This window comes from Acinetobacter sp. P1(2023), from assembly GCF_028367635.1.
Taxonomy (GTDB): domain Bacteria; phylum Pseudomonadota; class Gammaproteobacteria; order Pseudomonadales; family Moraxellaceae; genus Acinetobacter; species Acinetobacter pittii_E.
Genome location: NZ_JAQNDD010000003.1, coordinates 295,920 through 319,206, shown reverse-complemented (window position 1 = coordinate 319,206; position 23,287 = coordinate 295,920). Strand labels below are relative to the sequence as shown.

Below are 23,287 nucleotides of genomic sequence, written 5' to 3'. Positions count from 1 at the left end.
CATGACTAAACGTACACCTATTTCTTTTGAGTTTTTCCCACCAAAAACTGATGCTGGTGCTGAAAAACTTCGTATTGTTCACCAAGAATTACAACTATTAAACCCTGAGTTTTTCTCGATTACTTATGGGGCTGGTGGTTCTACTCGCGAACGTACTCTTGCTGCTATTGAAGATTTTAACGGTAAAGGTACGCCAGTTGCACCTCACCTTTCTTGCATTGGTGATGATAAAGCTCGTATTGCTGAGTTACTGGATTTATATAAAGCGCAAGGCATTAATCGTATTGTCGCTTTACGCGGTGACTTGCCTTCTGGTCAGGTTGGACTTGGGGAGCTTCCTTACGCACAGGATCTAGTACGTTTTATTCGTGAGCACTCAGGTGATCATTTTCATATTGAAGTTGCAGCTTATCCAGAAATGCATCCTCAAGCTGAAAACCTTGATTCGGACATTCAACGTTTTATTGAAAAAGTACAATCTGGTGCCAATGCGGGTATTACCCAATTCTTCTTTAATCCAGATTCATACTTTTATTTTATAGAGCGTTTAGATAAAGCTGGAATTAACATTCCTGTCGCTCCTGGTATCATGCCTATTACCAATGCAAGTAATTTAATTCGCTTTGCAGATGGTACGGGTGCTGAAATTCCTCGCTGGATCCGTAAGCAGTTACAAGCCTATGGCGATGACAGTGAAAGTATTAAAGCTTTCGGTCATGAAGTTGTTGTTAAGCTATGCGAACGCCTCATTGCAGGTGGTGCACCAAGCTTACATTTTTACTCAATGAACCAAGTCGAACCAACTCGTCAGCTTGTTGTTGACCTTGGTTTAAATTAATTTTGTAAGGCGTACCCAATGAATCGTTTTTTTATCGAAACTGAACTTACAGTTGGCTCAACAATTCAACTGACAGAATCAGTATTCCATCATTGGGTACGTGTTTTACGTGCACAACTACAAGAACAAGCGACTTTATTTAATGGACAAGGTGGTGAATATCTCGCAACGTTGACCGAAATTAATAAAAAAAATGCGTCTGTCACAATTGAAAATTTTAACCCTGCAAACCGTAATGCCCCTTTTAAAGCTGTTTTGGGCCAAGTTATGAGTAAAGGCGATCGAATGGATTATGCTATTCAAAAAGCCACTGAACTGGGTGTAAGCCAAATTCAATTACTGACAAGTGAGCGTTGTGAAATGCGCTTAAAATACGATCGAGATCAAAAAAAATTAGATCACTGGCAAGCAGTTGCAATTGCAGCATGTGAACAATGTGGCTTGAACTTAGTGCCAGAAGTATTAGCACCTATTGCCCTTCATGAATGGTTAAGTTCGTCTGAACTCCCTCACTCTAAATTTGTTTTAGCGCCTGAAAAAGAACAAAAAGATGTATTGGCAGGAATACAACCTGAACTTGCCTTATTGATTGGTCCAGAAGGTGGACTAAGTGAAAATGAAATTACCCAAGCCAATCAAGCTGGTTTTATGAACTGGTGTATTGGTGACCGTGTTTTACGTACAGAAACTGCCCCAGTTGTTGCCTTATCTATTTTAAATTATCGATTTTTATCCACCTAAGTTCTCTGAACATTGATTAAATCGTGATTTAAAGTTAATTTACTTTTATTGTATGAATAAAATTTCAAATTCTTTTTCACTGATAAATCAGATTCTTTCTGTATATATGTAAAAAAATAGGATAGAAAAATCTTATGTCTGGGCTTCAGGAAGAATATCTACAGCATCAAACAAAAATTGAACAGCTGAAACTTTCAACTCAATATATACGTTGGTATTTGATTAGCCTGATATTACTGTGCCTTATTTCATATGGTATTTTTTCTTACTATTTTTCCTCTGTAATAACAATATTTAGCTGGTCTATTGGACTGACTATTATTTCTTTTATCTGCTTATTATTTATTCCAAATATTTTAACTCACTACCGCACTATCGACTTCACAAAAAAAGCTGATCGTGTCTTACAAAGTATTTGTTTATTATCTGGCATTTTAATGGGAATAAATGTCACGATTATTCATTTTTATCTTCCGCCTGAGCTAGTTGCACTACCAGATGCTCATATTTTAATTGCTTTATTCATTACCTCTGCTCATATCATTGGCCTTACTTTTTTAACACAACAACCTCGATACTTTTATCTCTTATTTATTCCTAGTACTTTGCCGTTATTGTTCGCTCAATTCACACACAACTCCATTACTGAATTACCATTTTATTTTGCCTATAACCTTACCTTTGTAGCAACTGTACTTTGTGCATACGCAACTCAACGTAATTACCAAAAAATTTCTCAACTATTACTTAAAAACAAACAGCTTGTTCAAATTTCAGACCAGCATACTCAGTGGGCTGAAGAATTATGTGTACAGCTCCAACAAGAAGTAAATAAGTCTAAAGATATTGAAGCCCAGCTTCAGTTCAACAATCATTTACTTGAGCAAAAAGTACGTGAACGTACTTATGATCTCACCAAAATGAATGAGCAACTCGAAAGCCATCACTACAATTTAGCTTTTGCGCATGAAACTGCAGGTATCCGGCCTTGGGATTGGGATATTGAAAATCAAAAGTTAGAAATTACTTTTTTTGATCAACAAAAGCAAAGTCAGACTGCTGTTATTCATCTTCATACGATATTAGATCGGATACATCCAAGTGATAAAAAGCTTTTTGAAGAACGTTTAAAACAACATTTGGAAGGTATTACAGATCATTTTAATATCAATTTTCGCATTTTACGTCGAGATGGTTCTTGGCGATGGATTCATGATGTAGGTCGAGTCATCACAAGAGATCCTAAAACACAAAAAGCGCTTCGTATGGTTGGAATGACCCGAGATATACATCAAGAGAAAAAAGATCAAGAACATCTAAGACTATCTGCTATTGTGCTTGAGCAGGCTGCGGAAGGAATATTTATTTTAGATGAACATCTGAACTATATTAATATTAATCCTTACTACGAAAAATTGACTGGATTTACTAAAGCAGAACTTCTGAATAAAGAGTTATTTAGCATTACAAGTAATCAAAAAGAATTACAACAACAATTTCATACATCAATAAAACAGCAACTCCTCGAGACAGGAGAATACATGGGCCAGTTTGACGAAAAATTTAATTCTGGCAAAAGCGTCTATTTGTGGTTGCATATTAATGTCGTCAAAGATGAGTTCAATCAAATTACCAATTACATTGGATTTGCCCGCGATCTCACTGAGCAGAAGCGTCAAGAACAGCACCTATCTTATTTAAAAAATTACGACAGTCTCACTCACCTCCCTAATCGTCTTTACTATTACAATCAATTACACCAATATCTTGTAAACCCTTCATATAACATTAAAAACTTAGCTTTAATACGAGTCAATATTGACCGATTCCGGGCTTTTAATGAATTTTTAAATAATGATAGTGGTGACGAACTACTTAAACAGTTCGCACAAAGATTACGCTTAATCAATATTAATGCAATTTTAGTCGCCTACTTAAATAGTGATGATTTCGCAATTATTTATGAAATTTCACCAATTCATCCAAATATTGAGCAATATTGCCAAAATATTTTGCAAGCATTAAACGCACCATTTTATATTGATAATCACGAATATTTTATTACTGCTTCTATTGGTGTGGCATGTTTCCCTGAACATGGCAGACAAATTGACCATCTCAACCATCATGCAGAGCAAGCACTTTCAGAGGCAAAACGTTTAGGAGGCAATACCATTTCTTACTACTGCAATAAAACAGATCACCCATATAAAACTGCCGATTTAGAACAAGAATTACGCAAAGCTATTCAAAATAATGAATTTGTAGTTTATTACCAACCTAAAATTAGTCTACAAGATCAATCCATTATCGGTTTTGAGGCACTCATTCGTTGGCAACATCCTGAAAAAGGATTAGTCATGCCGAATATGTTTATACCTTTTGCTGAGCGTAGTAGCCTAATTTCAGACATTGGTAAAGTTGTTTTAGATAAAGTTGGAAAGCAACTACAAGAGTGGAAAAATGCAGGCTATATCAACATTCAAGTCTCTGTAAATATTGTGGCACAACAGATACATCGAGGCTTATTACTCAGTGATTTAGATGAGGTTTTGCAAAAATATAATATACAAGGTTCAGATCTTGAACTTGAAATTACTGAGTCGGCCCTTTTAGACAATACTGATAACGTAAAAACACTATTACACGCGATAAAACAACGAGATATCTCAATTGCTCTAGATGACTTTGGTACGGGTTATTCTTCTTTGGCGTACCTGACAGAGTACCCAATTGATGTATTAAAAATTGATCGTGCTTTTATTTCTAAAATTGGCGATCACAAACAAGAAGCGATTGTGAATGCAATGATCGCAATGGGTAAAAGTATGGGGCTTAAACTGGTTGCTGAAGGCGTAGAAACAAAAGAACAAGTAACCTATCTGCAAAAACAACAATGTGATTTTTTACAAGGCTATTTCTTTAGTCGTCCAATCCCTGCCGAGCAGATCATCCCTTATCTACAAACAAATCCACATATTTCTTAACTGTTTTGGCCATCTATTTTACCTATGCTGCTTTTTCCAAAAATGAGCGTTTTTGACTGTGAGAAATAAAGAAGTAGTGTTATATTCTTTAGCATTTAGCTCACCACGGGGCTATTGGCAATTCGTCTACTATTCTCTTAATTGGTAAAAATTAAAGCATAGTCAAAGAGCCGCGTTGCCTCTCCCTAAATGAGCAATTTGACTAGTTTGCTTTTTTGTATCAAATAGAGACTCAGATGGACGATCAATCTTTAAAACAGGCCGCTTTAAATTACCATGAATATCCAAACCCAGGGAAAATCAGCGTCACCCCAAGTAAGCAACTTGTCAACCAACGAGATTTGGCTTTAGCCTACTCACCAGGAGTTGCTGCGCCATGTTTAGAGATTGAACGTGATCCATCAACTGCTGCTAAATATACAGCTCGCGGAAATTTGGTTGCCGTAGTCAGTAACGGTACAGCTGTTCTTGGTTTAGGTAATATTGGACCATTAGCTTCTAAACCTGTAATGGAAGGTAAAGGGGTTTTATTCAAGAAGTTTGCTGGTGTTGACGTATTTGACATCGAAATTGCAGAAAACGATCCAGATAAAATTGTAGATATTGTTGCCTCTCTTGAGCCAACTTTCGGTGGTATCAACCTCGAAGATATTAAAGCGCCAGAATGTTTCTATATTGAGAAGAAACTTCGTGAACGTATGAAAATTCCTGTATTCCATGACGATCAACATGGTACAAGTATTATTGTAGGTTCAGCTTTGCTCAATGCATTGCAACTTGTAAATAAAAAAATTGATGAAATCAAAATTGTAGCTTCAGGTGCAGGTGCAGCAGCACTTTCATGCTTAGACTTGCTTTGTGCACTTGGTGCTAAAAAAGAAAATATTATTGTTGCCGATTCTCGTGGTCTATTAACGACTTCTCGTGACGGACTTGATGAATCTAAAAAACGTTATGTTCAAGATATTACTGCATCTCAGCTTCATGAAGTAATGGCTGGTGCAGATATGTTCTTGGGTCTTTCTGCTGCTGGTATTCTCACCAAAGAAATGGTGAAACAGATGGCTGAGAACCCTATTATCTTTGCTTTGGCAAACCCAGATCCAGAAATTTTACCTGAACATGCCCATGAAGTACGTCCAGACGTGATTATGGCAACAGGTCGTTCTGACTATCCAAACCAAGTAAATAACGCATTATGTTTCCCTTACATTTTCCGTGGTGCACTTGACGTTGGTGCAACGACGATTAATGAAGAAATGAAAATTGCATGTGTACATGCAATTGCACGTATGGCACATGTAGAAGCTGATGCAGCTACTTATGGTGAGAAATCTGCTTCATTTGGCCGTGACTATTTAATTCCACGTCCACTTGATCAACGTTTAATTTTAGAAATTGCCCCTGCTGTTGCTAAAGCTGCAATGGATTCAGGTGTTGCAACTCGTCCGATCGAAGATTTCTCTGCATACCGTCAAAAATTATCTGAGTTTGTTTATAACTCTGCATTCTTGATGAAACCGATTTTTGCTCAAGCAAAAACAGATCCTAAACGCATCGCATATGCTGAAGGTGAAGATGAGCGCGTATTACGTGCAGTGCAAATCGCAGTTGATGAAGACTTGGCTAAACCAATTTTAGTAGGTCGTACTGCTGTAATTGAAGCTAATATCAAAAAATTAGGCTTACGTTTACAACATGGCGTAAATATTGAGATCGTAGATCAAGAACAAAACCCGATGTATGAAGAGTTTTGGAAAGACTACTATCAAACAATGCAACGTAAAGGCATTACTGTTGAATATGCTCAACGTGAAGCTCGTCGCCGTTCTACTTTAATTGCATCTTTACTGGTTAAATTCGGTAAAGCAGACGGTATGTTATGTGGTACTTATAGTAGCTATAACATTCACCTCGACTTTGTACGCAATGTGATTGGCCTTAAAGAAGGCATGAATAACTTCTTCACATTAAATGCATTAATGCTTGAAGATCGTAATTTATTTATTGCAGATACCTACGTAAACACCAACCCGACTGCTGAACAACTTGCTGAAATGACTATTTTAGCAGCTGAAGAAGTGCGTCGTTTTGGTATTACTCCACGTGTAGCCCTACTTTCTCATTCAAGTTTTGGTAGCGACCAAACTGATTCAAGTGCTCAAAAAATGCGTGAAGTTTATCGCATCTTATCTGAGCAAGCTCCCGAGCTTGAAGTTGAAGGTGAAATGCATGGTGATGCAGCATTAGACGAAAATATTCGTCAATTTGCATTCCCAGGTTCACGTTTTAAAGGTTCTGCAAACTTGCTCATTATGCCGAACCTAGATGCAGCAAATATTTCATTTAACTTATTGAAAGCGACTTCTGGTAACAACGTTACTATTGGTCCAATTTTGTTAGGTGCTGCTAAACCTGTTCATATTTTGACACCGACTGCAACAACTCGTCGTCTTATCAATATGACTGCTTTAACTGTTGCTGAAATCCAACAACAAGAAAAGTAATTTAGAAACCGCTTTTTACGAAAAGCCTCTCTAATGACTTGAGAAAACCTCTATTCTGTAGCATGATTGCTTGAAGAATAGAGGTTTTTTCATGCAAGTGTATTTAGTAGGCGGTGCTGTCCGTGATTCTTTACTTGGGCATCCCTATCAGGAAAAAGACTATGTTGTGGTCGGTGCAACGCCGGAACACATGCTCGCCCAAGGTTTTCAACCTGTAGGCAAAGATTTTCCTGTGTTTCTTCATCCTGAAACGAAAGAAGAATATGCACTTGCACGTACTGAACGTAAGTCCGGTAAGGGATATCATGGTTTCCAATTTTTTACCGATACTACCGTAAGTTTAGAAGAAGACTTAATTCGCCGTGATTTAACCATCAATGCCATAGCAATGGATCAAGATGGCAAACTATATGACCCATATGGCGGTCAAAACGATTTAGAAAATAAAACTTTACGTCATGTTTCAGAAGCTTTTGCTGAAGATCCTTTACGTGTTTTACGTGTTGCACGCTTTGCAGCACGTTATTCTTCATATGGTTTTCATATTGCACCTGAAACCTTAGAACTCATGCAAACAATGGCAGAATCAGGTGAACTAGATGCATTAACGCCAGAGCGTGTATGGAAAGAGACTTCACGTGCACTTTTAGAAGATCATGCCGATGTTTATTTCCAAACATTGCGTGATTGCGGTGCCTTAAAACATCTTTTTCCTGAAATTGATGCATTGTTTGGTGTACCGCAACGACCTGAATATCATCCAGAAGTAGATTGCGGCATACATACCTTAATGTCCTTACAACAAGCTTGTAAGGCTAATTATTCGCTCGATGTTCGATTTGCTGTGTTAGTACATGATTTAGGTAAAGCATTAACTCCAGTTAATGAACTTCCTCGCCATATCATGCATGAAGAACGTGGAGTAAAACCCGTTACCGAGCTATGTGAACGCTTAAAAGTTCCTACTCAAACTCGACAGTTGGCACTCTCGGTGTGTAAAGAACATCTAAAATGTCATCAGATAATGTCATTAAAACCTGGAACTGTATGGCGTTTATTACAGCGTCTAGATGTCTTACGCCGTCCTGAGAGAGTAGAAGCTTTTGTACAAGCATGTGAATGTGATGCTAAAGGAAGACTAGGTTTAGAAGACCGCCCTTATCCTCAAGCTCAATATATGTTAGACGCGATGCAAATCGTTCGCTCTATTAAAGTTCAGGATTTACCTGAGAATATTAAAGGTGCTGAGATTGGTGAAATGCTAATTCAGTATCGCATTGATGCTTTAACTGAGTTTAAACATCAACATCAAGCACCCTCTCATTCTTAATTCAAGCCAATAAAAAAGCCTCACTAAGAGGCTTTTTTACTTTTACTGTTTAGGCAGTGGTATAAATTGTGATTGAGTATTTTGGTTTTTCCTTTCCCCTACTGTCACCACAAAGTTTTGTTGTTTGCCATCTCGCTCAACCATTACATTAATTTCGCTATTAGGTGCTTGTAATGCGACGTAGTTAATCAAATGAGATGCTGAAGTGATTGGCTCATTATTAACTTGAATAATTTTATCGCCAATTTTAATACCTGCTGACGCAGCTGGACCACTTTTCAAGACATCTGCAACCACTACCCCAATTTGCTGTTTCGGCGCTAATACATCTTCTTGTGTAGGTGGTACTAAACTAATACCTAACCATCCACGGACAACACGGCCATCTTTCAAAATTGAGTTTAAAACTTGTTGGCAAACTTTAGCTGGAATTGCAAAACCGATTCCTAAAGAACCACCTGACTGAGAGAAAATAGCAGTATTTACACCAATTAAATTCCCAGCCACATCAATTAATGCTCCGCCAGAGTTACCTGGGTTAATCGCAGCATCCGTTTGAATAAAGTCTTCATAGGTATTGATACCTAAATCAGAGCGTTCAGTCGCAGAAATAATACCCTGAGTTACCGTTTGCCCTACACCAAATGGGTTACCGATAGCCAAGACAACATCACCTACTTCATTGCCACTTAGCTTAAATGGCAATACAGGTAATTTATCTAAATCGATTTTAATTACGGCTAAATCCGTATCAGGGTCTGTACCCACAATCGTTGCTTCTGCACGACGCCCGTCATGTAATGCCACCACAATTTGATCAGCTTGAGCAATTACATGATTATTCGTAAGAATATAACCGTCAGCTCGTACAATAACCCCAGAGCCTAAGCTATTTTCATTTTGCTGTTGTTGTTCAGGAACCTGATTTCCAAAAAATTCGCGGAAGACAGGATCACTTAATAATGGATGATTTTGTTTAACTTTCTGGGTCGTAAAAATATTAACAACGGCTGGCGCTGCAACTTTTACCGCAGCGCTATAAGATACCACCCCGCCCGTTCGTGAAGTATCAACCAATGGTTCAACTTTCTCAGCAGGCATTTGCACCCCATCAACTGCAACAGTTGGTTTCGGCTGATGGTATTTTTGCCATGCAATAAAACTGGCAATTACAATAATAAGTAACACCCAAGGTAACCATGTAAAGGTGCGGCGCACGTTCATATCCTCTACGCAAAGAAGTTTTTAATTAAATTAATATATTGAACAAAAAGACTTTTCAGTTAAACATTTTAAATTAAATATGTCGATATACATAAAAAAGTCAAAAAAGATTTGTCTAGCTTTAGTTACACAACAAAATATGTTTCTATAGCTTTAGCAATTATTTACTACTCAATTCAGGAAATATCATGGCAAATTTGCATGAAATTATTCAGTGGTGCGACCAAACCTTAAAAGCAGCAGAATTTAAAGATTACGCACCTAATGGCCTGCAAATTGAAGGTTCAACTGAAGTAAAACGTATTCTTTGTGCGGTTACTGCTTCCGAAGATGCAATTGATGCTGCAATTGCTCAGAATGCAGATCTATTACTCGTACATCACGGTTATTTTTGGAAGGGCGAACCATATCCAATTACAGGAATGCGCGGCAATCGCATTAAGAAGCTCATCCAAAATAATATTTCATTAGTTGCTTACCATTTACCTTTAGATGCTCACCCAACTTTAGGCAACAATGTGGCTATTGCAGAAAAACTGAGCTTGCAGAATTTAGAACCACTTGATTTAGCCGAGAAACATCCAATTGGCAATATTGGTTATTTAGAACAAGCGCTTTCTGTTGATGAATTTAAAGCAAAACTACAAAACAGTTTTGATTTTAAGGTGATTCATTTGCCAGCAGAAAAACAAAGCATTCAAAAAGTGGGCTTCTGTACAGGTGGGGCTCAAGATTTTATTGCTAAAGCCGCTTTGCAAAATTGTGATGCTTATATCTCAGGTGAAGTCAGTGAACGAACTTTTTATGAAGCAAAAGAATTAGGTGTTCATTATTTTGCTTGTGGTCACCATGCCACCGAACGTTATGGTGTTCAACGCTTGGCACAAGCCATTTCAAAACAGTTCTCAGTTGAATCTGAATATTTTGAATTGAATAATCCGATTTAATTAAGTCTTTTTTTCAATCTGTGTTATGCGTATTAATTAGATCTTTATTGTGTATAGTTCTTTAAAACGATGCCCTATTGTGACCAGAATCATTTACAATAGAGCCACTTAATTGTATAACCCAGCAAATGCAAGGAATAGGAACATGACAACCATTACTTTACCTGCACTTCCATATGGCTATGATGATTTAGCGCCACATATTAGTAAAGAAACTTTAGAATACCATCACGACAAACACCACAATACCTATGTTGTTAATTTAAACAACTTAATCAAAGGAACTGACCTTGAAGGTAAAACTTTAGAAGAAATCATCAAAGCAACTGCTGGTGATGCATCTAAAGCTGGTATTTTCAACAACGCTGCTCAAGTTTGGAACCATACATTCTACTGGAATTCTATGAAGCCAAATGGTGGTGGTAAGCCTACTGGCGCAATCGCTACTAAAATTGACGAAGCTTTTGGTAGCTACGAAAAATTTGCAGAAGAATTTACTGCTGCTGCAACAACTCAATTCGGTTCAGGTTGGGCTTGGTTAGTTGCTGATGAAGTAAACGGTAAACTTTCTATTACTAAAACTTCTAATGCAGACACTCCACTTGCACATGGTCAAATTGCTGTATTAACAATTGACGTATGGGAACACGCTTACTACATCGATTTCCGTAACTTACGTCCTAAATACATCGCAACTTTCTTAGAAAGCCTTGTAAACTGGGACTATGCAAATGCAAAACTTGCAGGTCAACCAGCAGGTGTAGAGAAATAATTTTATTTCTTTATAAAAAACCACCCTATTTCGGGTGGTTTTTTTTATTTTTAATACCACAAAAGCATATTAATCAAGCAAACGATTCATTTTCTTTAATATTCTTATTGACGGTTTTAGATTTCATCCATAAAATGCGCATCAGATTCTCCAATAGCTCAGTCGGTAGAGCGACGGACTGTTAATCCGCAGGTCCCTGGTTCGAGCCCAGGTTGGAGAGCCATCTACTAATCTCCCATAGCTCAGTCGGTAGAGCGACGGACTGTTAATCCGCAGGTCCCTGGTTCGAGCCCAGGTGGGAGAGCCAAGATTCTAAAAGCCCGCATTTATTGTGGGCTTTTTCTTTTTTATCATTTAATACTTTTATTATTTTTAATAAAATCAACGTTTCGAGTATTTTTAAACCAAACGATTAGATATTCTCTCTAATTCTGCCATTAAGGCTTGACCCAGCCCCCTTTCCTGCCTAAAATCCTTTTCCAGATTCTCCCATAGCTCAGTCGGTAGAGCGACGGACTGTTAATCCGCAGGTCCCTGGTTCGAGCCCAGGTGGGAGAGCCAAGATTCTTAAAAACCCACTCATCATGAGTGGGTTTTTATTTGTATGATGCTTTCCCATGTTCGAATCGAGTCACTTATTTTTTATTGTTTTAGGTTGCGTAAGCACCTGTATTTTTCTTCTCGTTTGTTTACGCCCTTATTTATTTCCAAAACAAAAATTTTTTGCTCGTCCTGTCATTACAAACTTTGAAACTCAAATGTTTATCCGTTTAAAACAAAGTTTTCCAAATTATCATGTGTTAGCACAAGTGGCTTTTAGTGCTTTAATTACCAGTAATGACTATAAAATTCGTAGTCAGTTCAACCGTAAAGTCACTGACTTTGTCGTGCTAAATGACAAGATGGAAGTGATTGCTATTATTGAGCTAGATGACCCTACCCATCTTGAAAAAGTAGAAGAAGACCGTATTCGTGATCAAATGCTCACTGAAGCAGGTTACCTAGTAAAGCGCTACACGAATATTCCTACGGTACGCCAGTTACAAAAGGATATTCATTAACAAGCTGCTGTTATTTCTTTTCTGAATTTGCAGCCTCTTTTTCAGCGATTCTTTTTTCCATTTCTATACGTTGCTGCTCATATTGTTTTTTATTCTTAGCATCACTCTTTGCAGCCAAGAAAAGTATTCCAATAATCAAAAAAGGAATAAGTAAACCTAATCCCATTAATAACCAAGGAACAGATTTTTTTTCTACAGATTGCTGGCTCATAAATGCTTTAAACTCAAATAGTATCAAATCAAACTGTGTAACAATATAACAAAAAGAGCCGCTATAAAGTGGCTCTTTTTTAAAGCTAATTTCCAATTAAACAAATAAATCTTAGAATTTACCTGTGCAATGTGGACTTTGGCTGGCATCTTTTTGTGCATCAGTCAGCACAATACCCGTACCCGCTGACATATTAGCTTGAATGAAATCTACAGCATTGGCATTTTCACATATGATTGCTTGAGTATGGGTCGCATTCGGTACAATAGTTAGCTTATAGCCTTTATCATAGCCTGCTTGTGGGAACAAATCCGCAGCTTTCGCTTTCATATTATTAAATAAGCTTGTCGTTACCACAGGCAACACAGCTTGATCTTTTTCACCTTGAATAATGAATACTGGTGTTTTAATGACTTTCTCAGTAGTAGCATTCGTCGCAGGTTGAGTCGCCGTCAAGAAGCGTTGAACAACTTGATCTCCTTTAAATTTATTCAGATCAATACCGTATTGGGTAATTTGATGTGTAGGGTCAGCCAAGAAAGCTAAGATTCCCGCTTTAAATTTCTCTTGCAGGCCGTTTGCAGTATCAGGCGTAGGATAACTTAAACAAGCACCATCATCACCAGTACGACCATAAGCTAATTCTGCAATATCAGCTGCTCCTGAGGTAAAAATTGCCTTCAAGTCATAGTCTGGTTGCTGTGCTTTAATCCCTGCACTTGCGAATGCTGCATATGCTAATAATTCGGCATATCCTTCTGCAGTTTTATCAATTGTAGGTACAGCAAGCGCTAGTGGATCATTTGGAGACATTTGCCCTGCAGCAATCGCTGCATCAATCTGTCTACGCGCTCTAATTGCCTGATCTAGCTTACTAACTGCAAAATTACTATCTTGATTCATTGCAGGGTCAATATAAATTTGAATAATTGTTCCTAAACTTGAAGCTGGTGCACCAGCTACAGCTCCTTTATAACTTGCATCGGTATTAGCAAATTCAGCAGTTCCCAAAGATGCATGCCCACCTTGAGACTGACCAATCGACATCCAGTCACCTTTTAACTGAGCGCCATAATGTTCTTTTACTGCTTTAACTGCAGCTAATGCTGATTTTGCTTCACTTGATAAGTTTAAGTACGGATGCACCCCTTGTGTACCTAATCCCTCATAATCTGGTGCCACAATCACATAACCTGCTGCTAACAAAGACTCAGCAAGGATTTTAAATCGCGGATTAATTGTATTTTTACTTGGTGCACAACCATCACCCACCCCAACAGTTCCGTGTTCCCACACCACTACGCGATAACCATCTTTCGGTTGTGTAGCTTTTGGAAACAATACCATTGCTGTAGCAGTTGCTGTTTTTCCTTGAACATTTGCCATGTTATAAGTCATTACTTTGATCGTTGAGGCATTATCAACTTTATCAATTGCGTAATTACTTTCAGAGACATAGGCTTTATTTGTATCTATCCCAGTGTAATTATCATCATCGTCATTACACGCTGTAAGAAATAATGCTGAAATTGATAATGTTATAGCTAAAGCAATGTTTGACCGTTTCATAGAATATCCTTTTTATGTGTTATTTATTCCGCATATTTTTTATGCACAAATATTAAGACATAAAAAAAGTGCTCTGCATAGAACACTTTTCAACCTCATGGTCATTTTTACTATATGAAATTTAAAAATATTCCTAGAAAAATGATTAATCCAACCCAACGATTGTGACGGAATGCCCAAAAGCAGACTTGAGGATTGCGGTCTTTGGTTTTCATTGTTTGATATATAAAATCGAATGCTACAATCACTAAAGCGAAGATCGCCCATGGAAATAAGATATTTTCTAAATATAGTGCAGTACCAATCAAAACAAGACTCGTTGCCTGTAGGAGTGCAATAATCTGGATGTCATATCGACCAAAAAGAATAGCGGTAGATTTCACACCAATCTTTAAATCATATTCACGGTCAGTAATTGCATATTGAGTATCGTAAGCAACTGTCCAAGCCAAATTACCAAAATAGAGCAGCCAACACGTTATATCTAACGGCTTACCCATTGCTGTAAATGACATTGGAATACCCCAAGAAAATGCCATACCTAAAACTACTTGCGGTAAATGGGTATAACGTTTCATGAAAGGATATATAAATGCTAGAACCAAACCTCCTAACGCACAGTAAAATGTTGCTATAGGTAAAAAGAACAAGGTACAAGCGCTTGCAAATACTAAAGCTAAAAATACATATATAGCTTCTCTTGGGCTAATTACACCAGTTGCCAAAGGACGTGTCTTTGTACGCTCTACATGACCATCGACTTTACGATCAGCAAAGTCATTAATGGCACAGCCAGCAGCACGCATAAAAATTGTACCTAATACCATCGCCAGAAGAATATGTAGAGGTGGCATCCCCTCTGCTGCAATCCAAAGTGCCCACATGGTTGGCCAAAACACCAGTTCTGTTCCAACAGGCTTATCAAATCGACATAGATAATAATAAGCTTCTAAGCGCTGACGCCATGTTGTGCCTGTTGCAGTCGTCATAGTAATTCCTTGTCGTGCTGCTGATTTAAAAAAGCTTCAAAAGCCGGTAAGAATGTTTCTTGGACGATAAATTTACATCCATGCCAAGTATAGCAACTTTGCCGTGTCCAACCTTCTGGTAAACGAATGACACGGCGGTCACAAAGCGGAGTGGTTCTTTGAAATAAAAAAAAGCCAATCGGCTTAGAACCAATATGCTGAAATATACGGGCTTTTTTTTGTAAGCTTTGAATTGGAAAAATACTTTTTGCCTTCACCCACGGCTGTGCCTCACAGCCATATAAATAAGTTTCCCTTACCCACGAGGTGTGAGCATGAGACATATTCATCCACTGACTATCTGCAAAAGTTAAACGCTGAAAGTGTTCTTTAAAGGGTTTTACACTGAACTGGCCACCACCAAGCTCAGTTAATTGTTGAGTCAGAGAACCAGACGCATACAACCATGTTTTCAATTCAGGATTTAAAGTCTTTTCCTGTTTAAGTACTGGTTGCCGTTTACGCATAATCTGCTCACATGAAAACTCGCACCTAGTTTACCCCAATTTTTTGATAAAAAACGTAGAGAATTCAATCAACATTTTGAACAATAAAAAAGCCTGCATAAGCAGGCTTTTTTACGAAAATATGTATTACAAGCTGTAGTACATATCGAATTCAACTGGGTGAGTAGTCGTGTTAAGACGACGTACATCTTCAGTTTTAAGTTCGATGTATGCATCAAGCATTTCTTTAGTGAACACGCCACCTTTTAACAAGAATTCGTGATCTGCTTGAAGTGCTTCAAGAGCCATATCTAAGCTATGAGCAACTGTTGGGATTTTTGCTTCTTCTTCTGGAGGAAGATCATACAAGTTCTTATCAGCAGCTTCGCCCGGATGGATCTTGTTTTGGATACCGTCGATACCAGCCATCAATAATGCAGCGAAACCTAAGTACGGGTTCATCATTGGGTCTGGGAAACGAGCTTCGATACGCTTACCTTTAGGGCTAGAAACGTATGGAATACGGATAGAAGCAGAGCGGTTACGCGCTGAGTAAGCAAGCATAATTGGAGCTTCGAAGTGAGGAACCAAACGCTTGTATGAGTTTGTAGATGGGTTTGTGATTGCATTCAATGCACGCGCGTGTTTGATGATACCACCAATGAAATACAACGCCATTTCTGAAAGGCCTGCATATTCATCACCAGCAAACAAGTTCTTGCCATCTTTAGAGATAGACATATGAACGTGCATACCAGAACCGTTATCACCTACCATTGGTTTAGGCATAAACGTAGCTGTTTTTGCATATTGATGTGCAACGTTCCAAACAGCATATTTGAACTGTTGAACTTCGTCAGCTTTACGTACAAGAGTATTGAAGCTCACACCAATTTCTAATTGGCAAGAAGCAACTTCGTGGTGATGTACTTCTACACGACCTGGGCCCATGATGTCTTCGATTTTTGCACACATTTCTGCACGCATATCTTGTGAAGAATCAACTGGAGGAACTGGGAAGTAACCGCCTTTAACACGTGGACGGTGACCAGAGTTACCAGACTCGTAGTCTTTACCAGTAGACCAAGCAGCTTCTTCAGCGATTAATGTATGACGAGCGCCAGACATATCGATGTCCCACTTCACTTCGTCAAATACAAAGAATTCTGGTTCTGGACCAAAGAATGCAGTATCACCGATACCTGTAGATTTTAAGTATTCTTCTGCACGGCGAGCAATCGAACGTGGGTCACGCTCATAACCTTGACCTGTTGAAGGTTCAATAACGTCACAAGTCACAACTACAGTTGGTTCAGCAAAGAACGGGTCGATGAAACCAGTTTCTGCATCTGGACGTAAAATCATGTCAGATGCTTCAATGCCTTTCCAACCAGCGATTGAAGAACCATCAAACATTTTACCGTCTTCAAAAGTATCTTCATCAATAGAATCAGCTGGGTAAGTTACGTGCTGTTCTTTACCCTTAGTATCAGTAAAGCGAAAATCGACCCATTTTGCGCCACTTTCTTGTATGAGTTGAAGGACCTTGTTCGCCATGCTCATTTTGCTCCAATGAAATTTTGTTGCACTTGTTAAGTGCGTGTTAGTTGCTGGTATTTATATAGCAATTCTCATACCAACTTTATAAGACTTACCTAAAACATTGAATTGCTTATAACTATCGATGATTTAGGTCCCTTGTCTCGAACCCATTATACTGTTTGCATAGTTAAATGCACCATATTCAGACATTTTCAAATTATGGCATACAAGAATAGCTCGCAATCGCCCTAATTTAGTGCAAAATTGTTGCGCCAATATGAATCATCGCATCAATATCTAGCAGTCATTCACGATCATAATACTTTCTTATATAGAAAGCCGACCTTCCTTCTGCAATGCATGAAAATAATAATCTATTTTATATGAAATTTTTAAGCTAGAGCTGAGACCATGGTATATACACCACGATTTGCTAATAAGGGCTTTAAAAAGACTTCGTCTGAATAGATATTTTTAAAATGGAATAGTTTATGAGTTCATACTCATCCATTGAAATTCTAAAGCTTTAAAATATTAATCTAATTTTGTTTTTATTGTTCTTTGTACTAAAGCGAGAGTTGATCAGCTTTGGTGCAGTAAAAACTTTATAGAACCCACCTCACCTTATAATTTTTCTGATCTAATTTTTACCATTTGTTATATACCTTTTTTATACATGACAAACTTGCTTTTCAAGTTAAAAAAATCTAAAAAATGAAACATAACTTTTTTTTATAATTAAACAAACTAAAAGTTTGGTTTTCTCTAAACTACCAATCAGTTCAAAGGATTTGAAATGAAGCATGAAATCGAACAATATGACAGAGCTTTTTTCGGCCATCCAAAACCATTAAAAACTTTATTTTTTACAGAGCTTTGGGAAAGATTTTCTTATTATGGTATACGGCCTTTACTCGTTCTTTATATGATTGCAATGGTCAACGACGGTGGTTTAGGCCTTGACCGTCCAACTGCTGCAGCAATTGTTGGGTTATTTGCCGGCTCTATGTATTTAATGACCGTTTTTGGTGGTTGGATTGCCGATAACTGGTTAGGTCAGGCACGATCGGTCTGGTACGGTTCCATTATTATTGCGCTAGGCCATTTATCAATTGCCCTCACTACCATTTTTGATCAATTCTTTTTTTATTTCGGTTTAGTTCTTATTGTGCTTGGATCAGGTCTATTTAAAACCTGTATTTCAGTGATTGTCGGAACCTTATATAAAGCTCAGGATAGTAGACGAGATGCCGGTTTCTCCATTTTTTATATGGGGATTAATATGGGATCGTTTATTGCTCCCCTTCTTACGGGTCTATTAGCACGTGATCATAACTGGCACTTAGGTTTTGGAATCGGCGGCCTTGGGATGTTAGTTGCATTACTTATTTTTCGTATCTTTGCTATTCCACAGCTACAAACTTTTAATCAGTTGCGTCAAGAAAATGACAATTGCAATAAACCCATTGTTGAAAATAAAAATGCGCCCAAAATTGCTTTCTCCTTTTTACTATCTGTCGCAATCATTAGTGCTCTTACCTTCTTTGGCGTCATACATATCAATCCAGTCGCAGTAGCAACTTATTTAACAGTTGCAATCGGGATTGGAATTATTGCTTATTTTGCGTATTTACTCCTTTTCCTAAATTTAGAACAGCATGATAAATTCAAAATTATTGTTTGTTTCGTTTTATTAGCAACCTCAGCATTATTCTGGTCTGCTTTTGAGCAGAAACCAACATCTTTTAATTTATTTGCGCAAGATTATACAGACCGTATTGTTTTCGGATTTGAAATACCAACCGTATGGTTCCAATCCATCAATGCCCTATTTATTATTGTTTTTGCTCCAGTTGCAGCTTGGCTATGGACAAAGCTAGGTAAGTCAAATAAAGACCCAAGCTATATCAGCAAATTTATCATCGCATTATTACTCGCGGCAGGCGGCTTTTTGCTCATGTCTTTTGCGAGTCGTTTCGCAATTGCTGGCGGCTTAGTCTCACCATTTTGGTTAGTCAGTACTATATTTTTACTTACCATAGGTGAACTTTGTTTAAGCCCAATTGGCTTATCAACCATGACCAAACTTGCACCTGATATTATACGCGGTCAAATTATGGGTCTGTGGTTTACTGGCTCAGCTTTAGGTAATCTCATTGCGGGTCTTATTGGCGGACATGTATCAGCAGATAATATTGATCATTTACCTACTCTGTTTATGCGATGTGTTTTGGCATTAGTGATTGGCGCAATCGTGTTATTTTTATTAAAGAAACCTATTAATAAATTAATGAACAAAACTACCAGTAAAGTTCAACCTGACTTGGAAACTATATGAGCGTTTTAACTGTTCCAGAAAAACTTGAAAAACTTCGCGAACTCATGCGCATTCAGCAAATTGATGCATTTGTTGTGATGAGTGCCGATCCCCACATGTCAGAATATTTACCAGACTATTGGAAGGCGAGACAATGGCTCAGCGGGTTTAGTGGCTCTGTTGGAACACTAGTAGTGACTCAAAAGTTTGCTGGCCTATGGGCAGATGGTCGCTATTGGGTACAAGCCGAGCAACAACTTATTGGAACTGGCTTTGATCTTCAAAAATTAACAAGTGATGAATCTTCAACACATCTCGCTTGGATTGCACAAAACTTAGCAGCAAATTCGATCATTGCCGTAAATGGACATACCTTATCTATTCAACAATTTAAAGCACTCGAACATACTGCACGAGTTCATAGCTATAAACTCGAAACTCAAAAAGATTTAGTTGGAGAGATTTGGTTAGACCGCCCAGAACTACCCACTGAAAAAATCTATTTAATGCCTGAAGGGCTAAATGCACTCTCTCGTAAAGAAAAAATTCAGGCTATTCGTGAGACTTTACATAGCAAGAATATTTCGGGGCATTTCATTTCATCTTTAGATGATATTGCATGGGTCTTAAATGCACGTGGACAAGACGTAGAATACAACCCAGTTTTTCTTTCTCATTTTTATATTAATGCAGAGCAAGCTGTTCTGTTTATTGATAGCAGTAAAATAGACTCAACCATTCAACAAGCTTTCGCAGCAGATGGCATCGAAATTCGTAATTATGAAGATACGTCTAAGTTTTTAACGAATATTTCTGATCCATCTGTGCTTTTAGATCCACCAAAAGTATCGATTTTTCATGAACAAACCATCGCAAAAGATATTCAGGTTGTATACGACATCAACCCAAGTACACTTTTTAAATCGCGCAAGCATGAAAGCGAAATTGCTCATATCCGCCATGCAATGCTTAAAGACGGAGTCGCGCTTTGTCACTTTTTCCATTGGCTAGAAAAAGCATTTCATCAGGGTGAACGCATTTCAGAACTGACTATCGATGAGAAAATTACAGCCTACCGCGCTCAGCAAGACGGATTTATAGGACCAAGTTTTTCAACGATTGCCGGCTTTAACGCCAACGGTGCTCTACCCCACTATCGTGCAACTCCAGAGCAATACTCTTTTATTGAAGGTGATGGTCTATTACTCATTGACTCTGGCGGGCAATATGTAGATGGAACAACTGATATCACTCGTGTTGTTCCTGTGGGAACACCAACGGAGCAACAAAAACGTGACTATACGCTGGTTTTAAAATGTCACATTGCTTTGGCAAAAGCTATTTATCCAGAAGGGTTAGCTGCACCGCTACTCGATTCAATCTGTCGACATACTTTATGGCAACATGGTTTAGATTATCGACACGGAACAGGTCACGGCGTAGGCTTTGCACTTAACGTACATGAAGGGCCACAAGTTCTTTCTTACTATGCGCCTGTACATGCCTACAGCAAATTGCGTGAAGGAATGATTATTTCTAACGAACCGGGTCTGTACCATGAAGGTCAATACGGCATTCGTATTGAGAATTTGGTTGCAAACAAACTTCACTCAGGCTTTGAAAAAACTTACGGTGAATTTTTAGAGTTTGAAACGCTCACACTTTGTCCAATTCATTTAGACTGTATCGTAGTTGACCTACTAACAAATGAAGAGAAAGACTGGCTAAATCATTACCATCAAACCGTCCAAGAAAGACTCGCTGAACATTTGTCGGGAGAGGTCTTAGACTGGCTGATTTATAACACGCGTAAGATTTAATCTTCTCTTTTTATAGGGGCAGAATAATTTTTTATTTCTAATGAAAAGCTTATTCTGCCTTTGTTGTCTTTATCTCTATTTTTAAACAAACTTAATATGCATCAAAGCTCAATTTCCTCTCAAATTTCTAACGAATGAAATAGTTAAACTGGTCACTTCTTTTTTTGTTATATTAGCCGCTTAGAAAGCGGCTTTTTATTTGATCAAATAAAGGTACTTTTTAAAAAGTAAGTAACATTGTGAGTAAAACTCTAGTCACTTAATTAAATATATATTAATTATCATGAGGTTAAGTTCATCATGCTTCTAATGATCGACAATTACGACTCTTTTACCTACAACATCGTCCAATATTTTGGCGAGTTGAATCAGGAAGTAAAAGTAGTTCGCAATGATCAAGTCACATTAGAGGATATTGAACGATGGCAACCTAAATATCTGGTTATTGGTCCTGGTCCTTGCTCTCCAAGTGAAGCGGGTATTTCCATTCCTGCAATTAATCACTTTGCCGGAAAAATTCCTTTGCTTGGCGTGTGTTTAGGGCATCAAAGTATTGGGCAAGCTTTTGGCGGAAACATTGTAAGAGCCAAAACGGTTATGCATGGACGTTTATCTGATATGTACCACAGCAATAAAGGTATTTTCAGTAATCTCCCTAGCCCATTCTCGGCAACTCGTTACCACTCTTTGGTGATCGATCAGCAAACACTACCTGATTGCCTTGAAGTCACGTGTTGGACCAATGAAGCAGATGGCTCAATGGAAGAAATTATGGGTGTTAAACATAAGACATTGCCTATCGAAGGTGTGCAGTTCCATCCAGAATCTATTTTGAGTCAACATGGCCATCAAATCTTTAAAAACTTTTTAGATATTTATGCATAAGTGATCACTATGAATATTCAACAAGCACTTAACCATATAACAAAAAATATTCACCTGACTCAGCCGCAAATGGAAGACATTATGCGCAGTATCATGCAAGGTGAGGCAACCGAGGCACAAATTGGTGCTTTGATGATGGGCCTTCGCATGAAAGGTGAAAGTATTGACGAAATTACTGCTGCTGCACGTGTTATGCGTGAATTCGCCATCAAAATTGATGTGAGCGATATCAAATATTTAGTTGATATTGTGGGTACTGGCGGCGACGGACAAAACTTGTTTAATGTGTCTACTGCTTCAAGCTTTGTCATTGCAGCAGCAGGCGCAACCATTGCAAAGCATGGTAACCGAGGCGTTTCGAGTAAATCAGGTTCATCAGACTTACTTGAGCAAGCAGGAATTAATCTTGATTTAGACATGCAACAAACTGAACGCTGCATTCGTGAGATGGGTGTAGGGTTTTTATTTGCTCCAAATCATCACAAAGCAATGAAATATGCTGTCGGCCCACGTCGTGAGCTTGGTGTTCGTAGTATTTTCAATTTACTTGGCCCGCTTACGAATCCGGCCGGCGTAAAACGCTTTGTGATTGGGGTATTTTCAGATGAGCTTTGTCGTCCGATTGCAGAGGTTATGAAGCAACTCGGTGCTGAACATGTCATGGTGGTTCATTCAAGAGATGGACTCGATGAAATCAGCCTTGCTGCTCCTACTGCTGTTGCTGAACTTAAAGACGGCGAAATTACTGAATGGACGCTTACCCCAGAAGATGTCGGAATTGAATCACAAACTTTAAATGGTTTAGTTGTTGCAGATGCCGCTGCCAGCTTAAAGCTAATTAAAGATGCGTTAGGTAAAAATAAAACTGCTATTGGTGAAAAAGCAGCAAACATGATTGCACTTAATGCGGGTGCAGGAATTTATGTGGCTGGTATTACCAAAACCTATGCTCAAGCTGTTTCATTCGCTCAAGATATTATCTACGGCGGACAAGCTTTAGAAAAAATGAGTGTTTTGGCTGAATTTACCAAAACATTAAAACAATGTCAGGCAGATTAAGGA

18 protein-coding genes and 3 tRNA genes are annotated in these 23,287 nt (G+C 38.2%); 15 read left to right on the top strand and 6 right to left on the bottom strand.

The window, feature by feature from the left end:
* The first annotated feature begins 1 nt into the window (after window position 1).
* The 5 genes from metF to POD11_RS06535 all read left to right on the top strand — a co-directional run bounded on the left by metF (window position 2) and on the right by POD11_RS06535 (window position 8,403).
* On the top strand, window positions 2-838 hold the full coding sequence (gene metF, locus POD11_RS06555) for a methylenetetrahydrofolate reductase [NAD(P)H] (protein WP_224991413.1): 837 nt from the start codon (window positions 2-4) through the stop codon (window positions 836-838).
* 18 nt (window positions 839-856) lie between these two features.
* Window positions 857-1,579, top strand: a complete 723-nt coding sequence (locus tag POD11_RS06550) for a 16S rRNA (uracil(1498)-N(3))-methyltransferase (RefSeq protein ID WP_262444901.1) — start codon at window positions 857-859, stop codon at window positions 1,577-1,579.
* Between the two features lie 134 nt (window positions 1,580-1,713).
* Window positions 1,714-4,566, top strand: coding sequence for a GGDEF domain-containing phosphodiesterase (locus POD11_RS06545; protein WP_262456736.1), 2,853 nt, complete (start codon window positions 1,714-1,716; stop codon window positions 4,564-4,566).
* Between the two features lie 236 nt (window positions 4,567-4,802).
* Window positions 4,803-7,073 (top strand): NADP-dependent malic enzyme, encoded by a 2,271-nt coding sequence (locus tag POD11_RS06540; protein WP_016140443.1) that lies wholly within the window; start codon window positions 4,803-4,805, stop codon window positions 7,071-7,073.
* Window positions 7,074-7,164: 91 nt separating this feature from the next.
* On the top strand, window positions 7,165-8,403 hold the full coding sequence (locus POD11_RS06535) for a multifunctional CCA addition/repair protein (protein WP_239967199.1): 1,239 nt from the start codon (window positions 7,165-7,167) through the stop codon (window positions 8,401-8,403).
* A gap of 42 nt (window positions 8,404-8,445) precedes the next feature.
* Here the strand turns inward: POD11_RS06535 and POD11_RS06530 are convergent, their stop codons facing one another.
* Window positions 8,446-9,621, bottom strand: a complete 1,176-nt coding sequence (locus POD11_RS06530; protein WP_200042497.1) for a S1C family serine protease — start codon at window positions 9,619-9,621, stop codon at window positions 8,446-8,448.
* A 194-nt stretch (window positions 9,622-9,815) separates the two neighbouring features.
* Here POD11_RS06530 and POD11_RS06525 point away from each other — a divergent pair, with 194 nt between their 5' ends.
* The 6 genes from POD11_RS06525 (at window position 9,816) to POD11_RS06500 (ending at window position 12,407) form a co-directional block, all read left to right on the top strand.
* The gene (locus tag POD11_RS06525) at window positions 9,816-10,574 is read left to right on the top strand and encodes a Nif3-like dinuclear metal center hexameric protein (RefSeq protein ID WP_262456735.1); all 759 of its coding nucleotides are present in this window, start codon (window positions 9,816-9,818) and stop codon (window positions 10,572-10,574) included.
* Window positions 10,575-10,719: 145 nt separating this feature from the next.
* On the top strand, window positions 10,720-11,346 hold the full coding sequence (locus POD11_RS06520) for a superoxide dismutase (protein WP_239967197.1): 627 nt from the start codon (window positions 10,720-10,722) through the stop codon (window positions 11,344-11,346).
* 147 nt (window positions 11,347-11,493) lie between these two features.
* A tRNA-Asn gene (locus POD11_RS06515) sits at window positions 11,494-11,569 on the top strand.
* Window positions 11,570-11,577: 8 nt separating this feature from the next.
* Window positions 11,578-11,653, top strand: a tRNA-Asn gene (locus tag POD11_RS06510).
* A gap of 178 nt (window positions 11,654-11,831) precedes the next feature.
* A tRNA-Asn gene (locus tag POD11_RS06505) sits at window positions 11,832-11,907 on the top strand.
* Between the two features lie 56 nt (window positions 11,908-11,963).
* Window positions 11,964-12,407, top strand: coding sequence for a DUF2726 domain-containing protein (locus POD11_RS06500; protein WP_032035708.1), 444 nt, complete (start codon window positions 11,964-11,966; stop codon window positions 12,405-12,407).
* 10 nt (window positions 12,408-12,417) lie between these two features.
* On the opposite strand, the gene POD11_RS06495 is transcribed toward POD11_RS06500, so the two are convergent.
* The 5 genes from POD11_RS06495 to glnA form a co-directional block, all read right to left on the bottom strand.
* Window positions 12,418-12,618 (bottom strand): hypothetical protein, encoded by a 201-nt coding sequence (locus tag POD11_RS06495; RefSeq protein WP_016145943.1) that lies wholly within the window; start codon window positions 12,616-12,618, stop codon window positions 12,418-12,420.
* Window positions 12,619-12,729: 111 nt separating this feature from the next.
* Window positions 12,730-14,187, bottom strand: a complete 1,458-nt coding sequence (locus tag POD11_RS06490) for a lipase family protein (protein WP_239967196.1) — start codon at window positions 14,185-14,187, stop codon at window positions 12,730-12,732.
* Window positions 14,188-14,297: 110 nt separating this feature from the next.
* Window positions 14,298-15,176, bottom strand: a complete 879-nt coding sequence (ubiA, locus tag POD11_RS06485) for a 4-hydroxybenzoate octaprenyltransferase (RefSeq protein WP_262456734.1) — start codon at window positions 15,174-15,176, stop codon at window positions 14,298-14,300.
* Window positions 15,173-15,682, bottom strand: coding sequence for a chorismate--pyruvate lyase family protein (locus tag POD11_RS06480; protein WP_224991421.1), 510 nt, complete (start codon window positions 15,680-15,682; stop codon window positions 15,173-15,175). The genes ubiA and POD11_RS06480 overlap by 4 nt, the downstream gene beginning before the upstream one ends.
* Before the next feature lie 126 nt (window positions 15,683-15,808).
* Window positions 15,809-17,224, bottom strand: a complete 1,416-nt coding sequence (gene glnA, locus POD11_RS06475; protein WP_002052696.1) for a type I glutamate--ammonia ligase — start codon at window positions 17,222-17,224, stop codon at window positions 15,809-15,811.
* A gap of 775 nt (window positions 17,225-17,999) precedes the next feature.
* On the opposite strand from glnA, the gene POD11_RS06470 reads away from it, so the two are divergent.
* The 4 genes from POD11_RS06470 to trpD all read left to right on the top strand — a co-directional run bounded on the left by POD11_RS06470 (window position 18,000) and on the right by trpD (window position 23,284).
* On the top strand, window positions 18,000-19,541 hold the full coding sequence (locus tag POD11_RS06470) for a peptide MFS transporter (RefSeq protein ID WP_262456733.1): 1,542 nt from the start codon (window positions 18,000-18,002) through the stop codon (window positions 19,539-19,541).
* Window positions 19,538-21,340 carry an aminopeptidase P family protein gene (locus POD11_RS06465; RefSeq protein ID WP_262456732.1) on the top strand — a complete coding sequence of 601 codons (1,803 nt, stop codon included), beginning with the start codon at window positions 19,538-19,540 and terminating at the stop codon, window positions 21,338-21,340. The genes POD11_RS06470 and POD11_RS06465 overlap by 4 nt, the downstream gene beginning before the upstream one ends.
* A 300-nt stretch (window positions 21,341-21,640) precedes the next feature.
* On the top strand, window positions 21,641-22,225 hold the full coding sequence (locus tag POD11_RS06460; RefSeq protein WP_016140432.1) for an anthranilate synthase component II: 585 nt from the start codon (window positions 21,641-21,643) through the stop codon (window positions 22,223-22,225).
* A 9-nt stretch (window positions 22,226-22,234) separates the two neighbouring features.
* The gene (gene trpD / locus POD11_RS06455; protein ID WP_016140431.1) at window positions 22,235-23,284 is read left to right on the top strand and encodes an anthranilate phosphoribosyltransferase; all 1,050 of its coding nucleotides are present in this window, start codon (window positions 22,235-22,237) and stop codon (window positions 23,282-23,284) included.
* Window positions 23,285-23,287: the final 3 nt, after the last annotated feature.

Coding starts and splice junctions, on each gene's coding strand:
- metF (WP_224991413.1), top strand. CDS start 2: ATGACTAAACGTACACCTATTTCTTTTGAGTTTTTCCCACCAAAAACT.
- POD11_RS06550 (WP_262444901.1), top strand. CDS start 857: ATGAATCGTTTTTTTATCGAAACTGAACTTACAGTTGGCTCAACAATT.
- POD11_RS06545 (WP_262456736.1), top strand. CDS start 1,714: ATGTCTGGGCTTCAGGAAGAATATCTACAGCATCAAACAAAAATTGAA.
- POD11_RS06540 (WP_016140443.1), top strand. CDS start 4,803: ATGGACGATCAATCTTTAAAACAGGCCGCTTTAAATTACCATGAATAT.
- POD11_RS06535 (WP_239967199.1), top strand. CDS start 7,165: ATGCAAGTGTATTTAGTAGGCGGTGCTGTCCGTGATTCTTTACTTGGG.
- POD11_RS06525 (WP_262456735.1), top strand. CDS start 9,816: ATGGCAAATTTGCATGAAATTATTCAGTGGTGCGACCAAACCTTAAAA.
- POD11_RS06520 (WP_239967197.1), top strand. CDS start 10,720: ATGACAACCATTACTTTACCTGCACTTCCATATGGCTATGATGATTTA.
- POD11_RS06500 (WP_032035708.1), top strand. CDS start 11,964: ATGTTCGAATCGAGTCACTTATTTTTTATTGTTTTAGGTTGCGTAAGC.
- POD11_RS06495 (WP_016145943.1), bottom strand. CDS start 12,618: ATGAGCCAGCAATCTGTAGAAAAAAAATCTGTTCCTTGGTTATTAATG.
- POD11_RS06490 (WP_239967196.1), bottom strand. CDS start 14,187: ATGAAACGGTCAAACATTGCTTTAGCTATAACATTATCAATTTCAGCA.
- ubiA (WP_262456734.1), bottom strand. CDS start 15,176: ATGACGACTGCAACAGGCACAACATGGCGTCAGCGCTTAGAAGCTTAT.
- POD11_RS06480 (WP_224991421.1), bottom strand. CDS start 15,682: ATGCGTAAACGGCAACCAGTACTTAAACAGGAAAAGACTTTAAATCCT.
- glnA (WP_002052696.1), bottom strand. CDS start 17,224: ATGAGCATGGCGAACAAGGTCCTTCAACTCATACAAGAAAGTGGCGCA.
- POD11_RS06470 (WP_262456733.1), top strand. CDS start 18,000: ATGAAGCATGAAATCGAACAATATGACAGAGCTTTTTTCGGCCATCCA.
- POD11_RS06465 (WP_262456732.1), top strand. CDS start 19,538: ATGAGCGTTTTAACTGTTCCAGAAAAACTTGAAAAACTTCGCGAACTC.
- POD11_RS06460 (WP_016140432.1), top strand. CDS start 21,641: ATGCTTCTAATGATCGACAATTACGACTCTTTTACCTACAACATCGTC.
- trpD (WP_016140431.1), top strand. CDS start 22,235: ATGAATATTCAACAAGCACTTAACCATATAACAAAAAATATTCACCTG.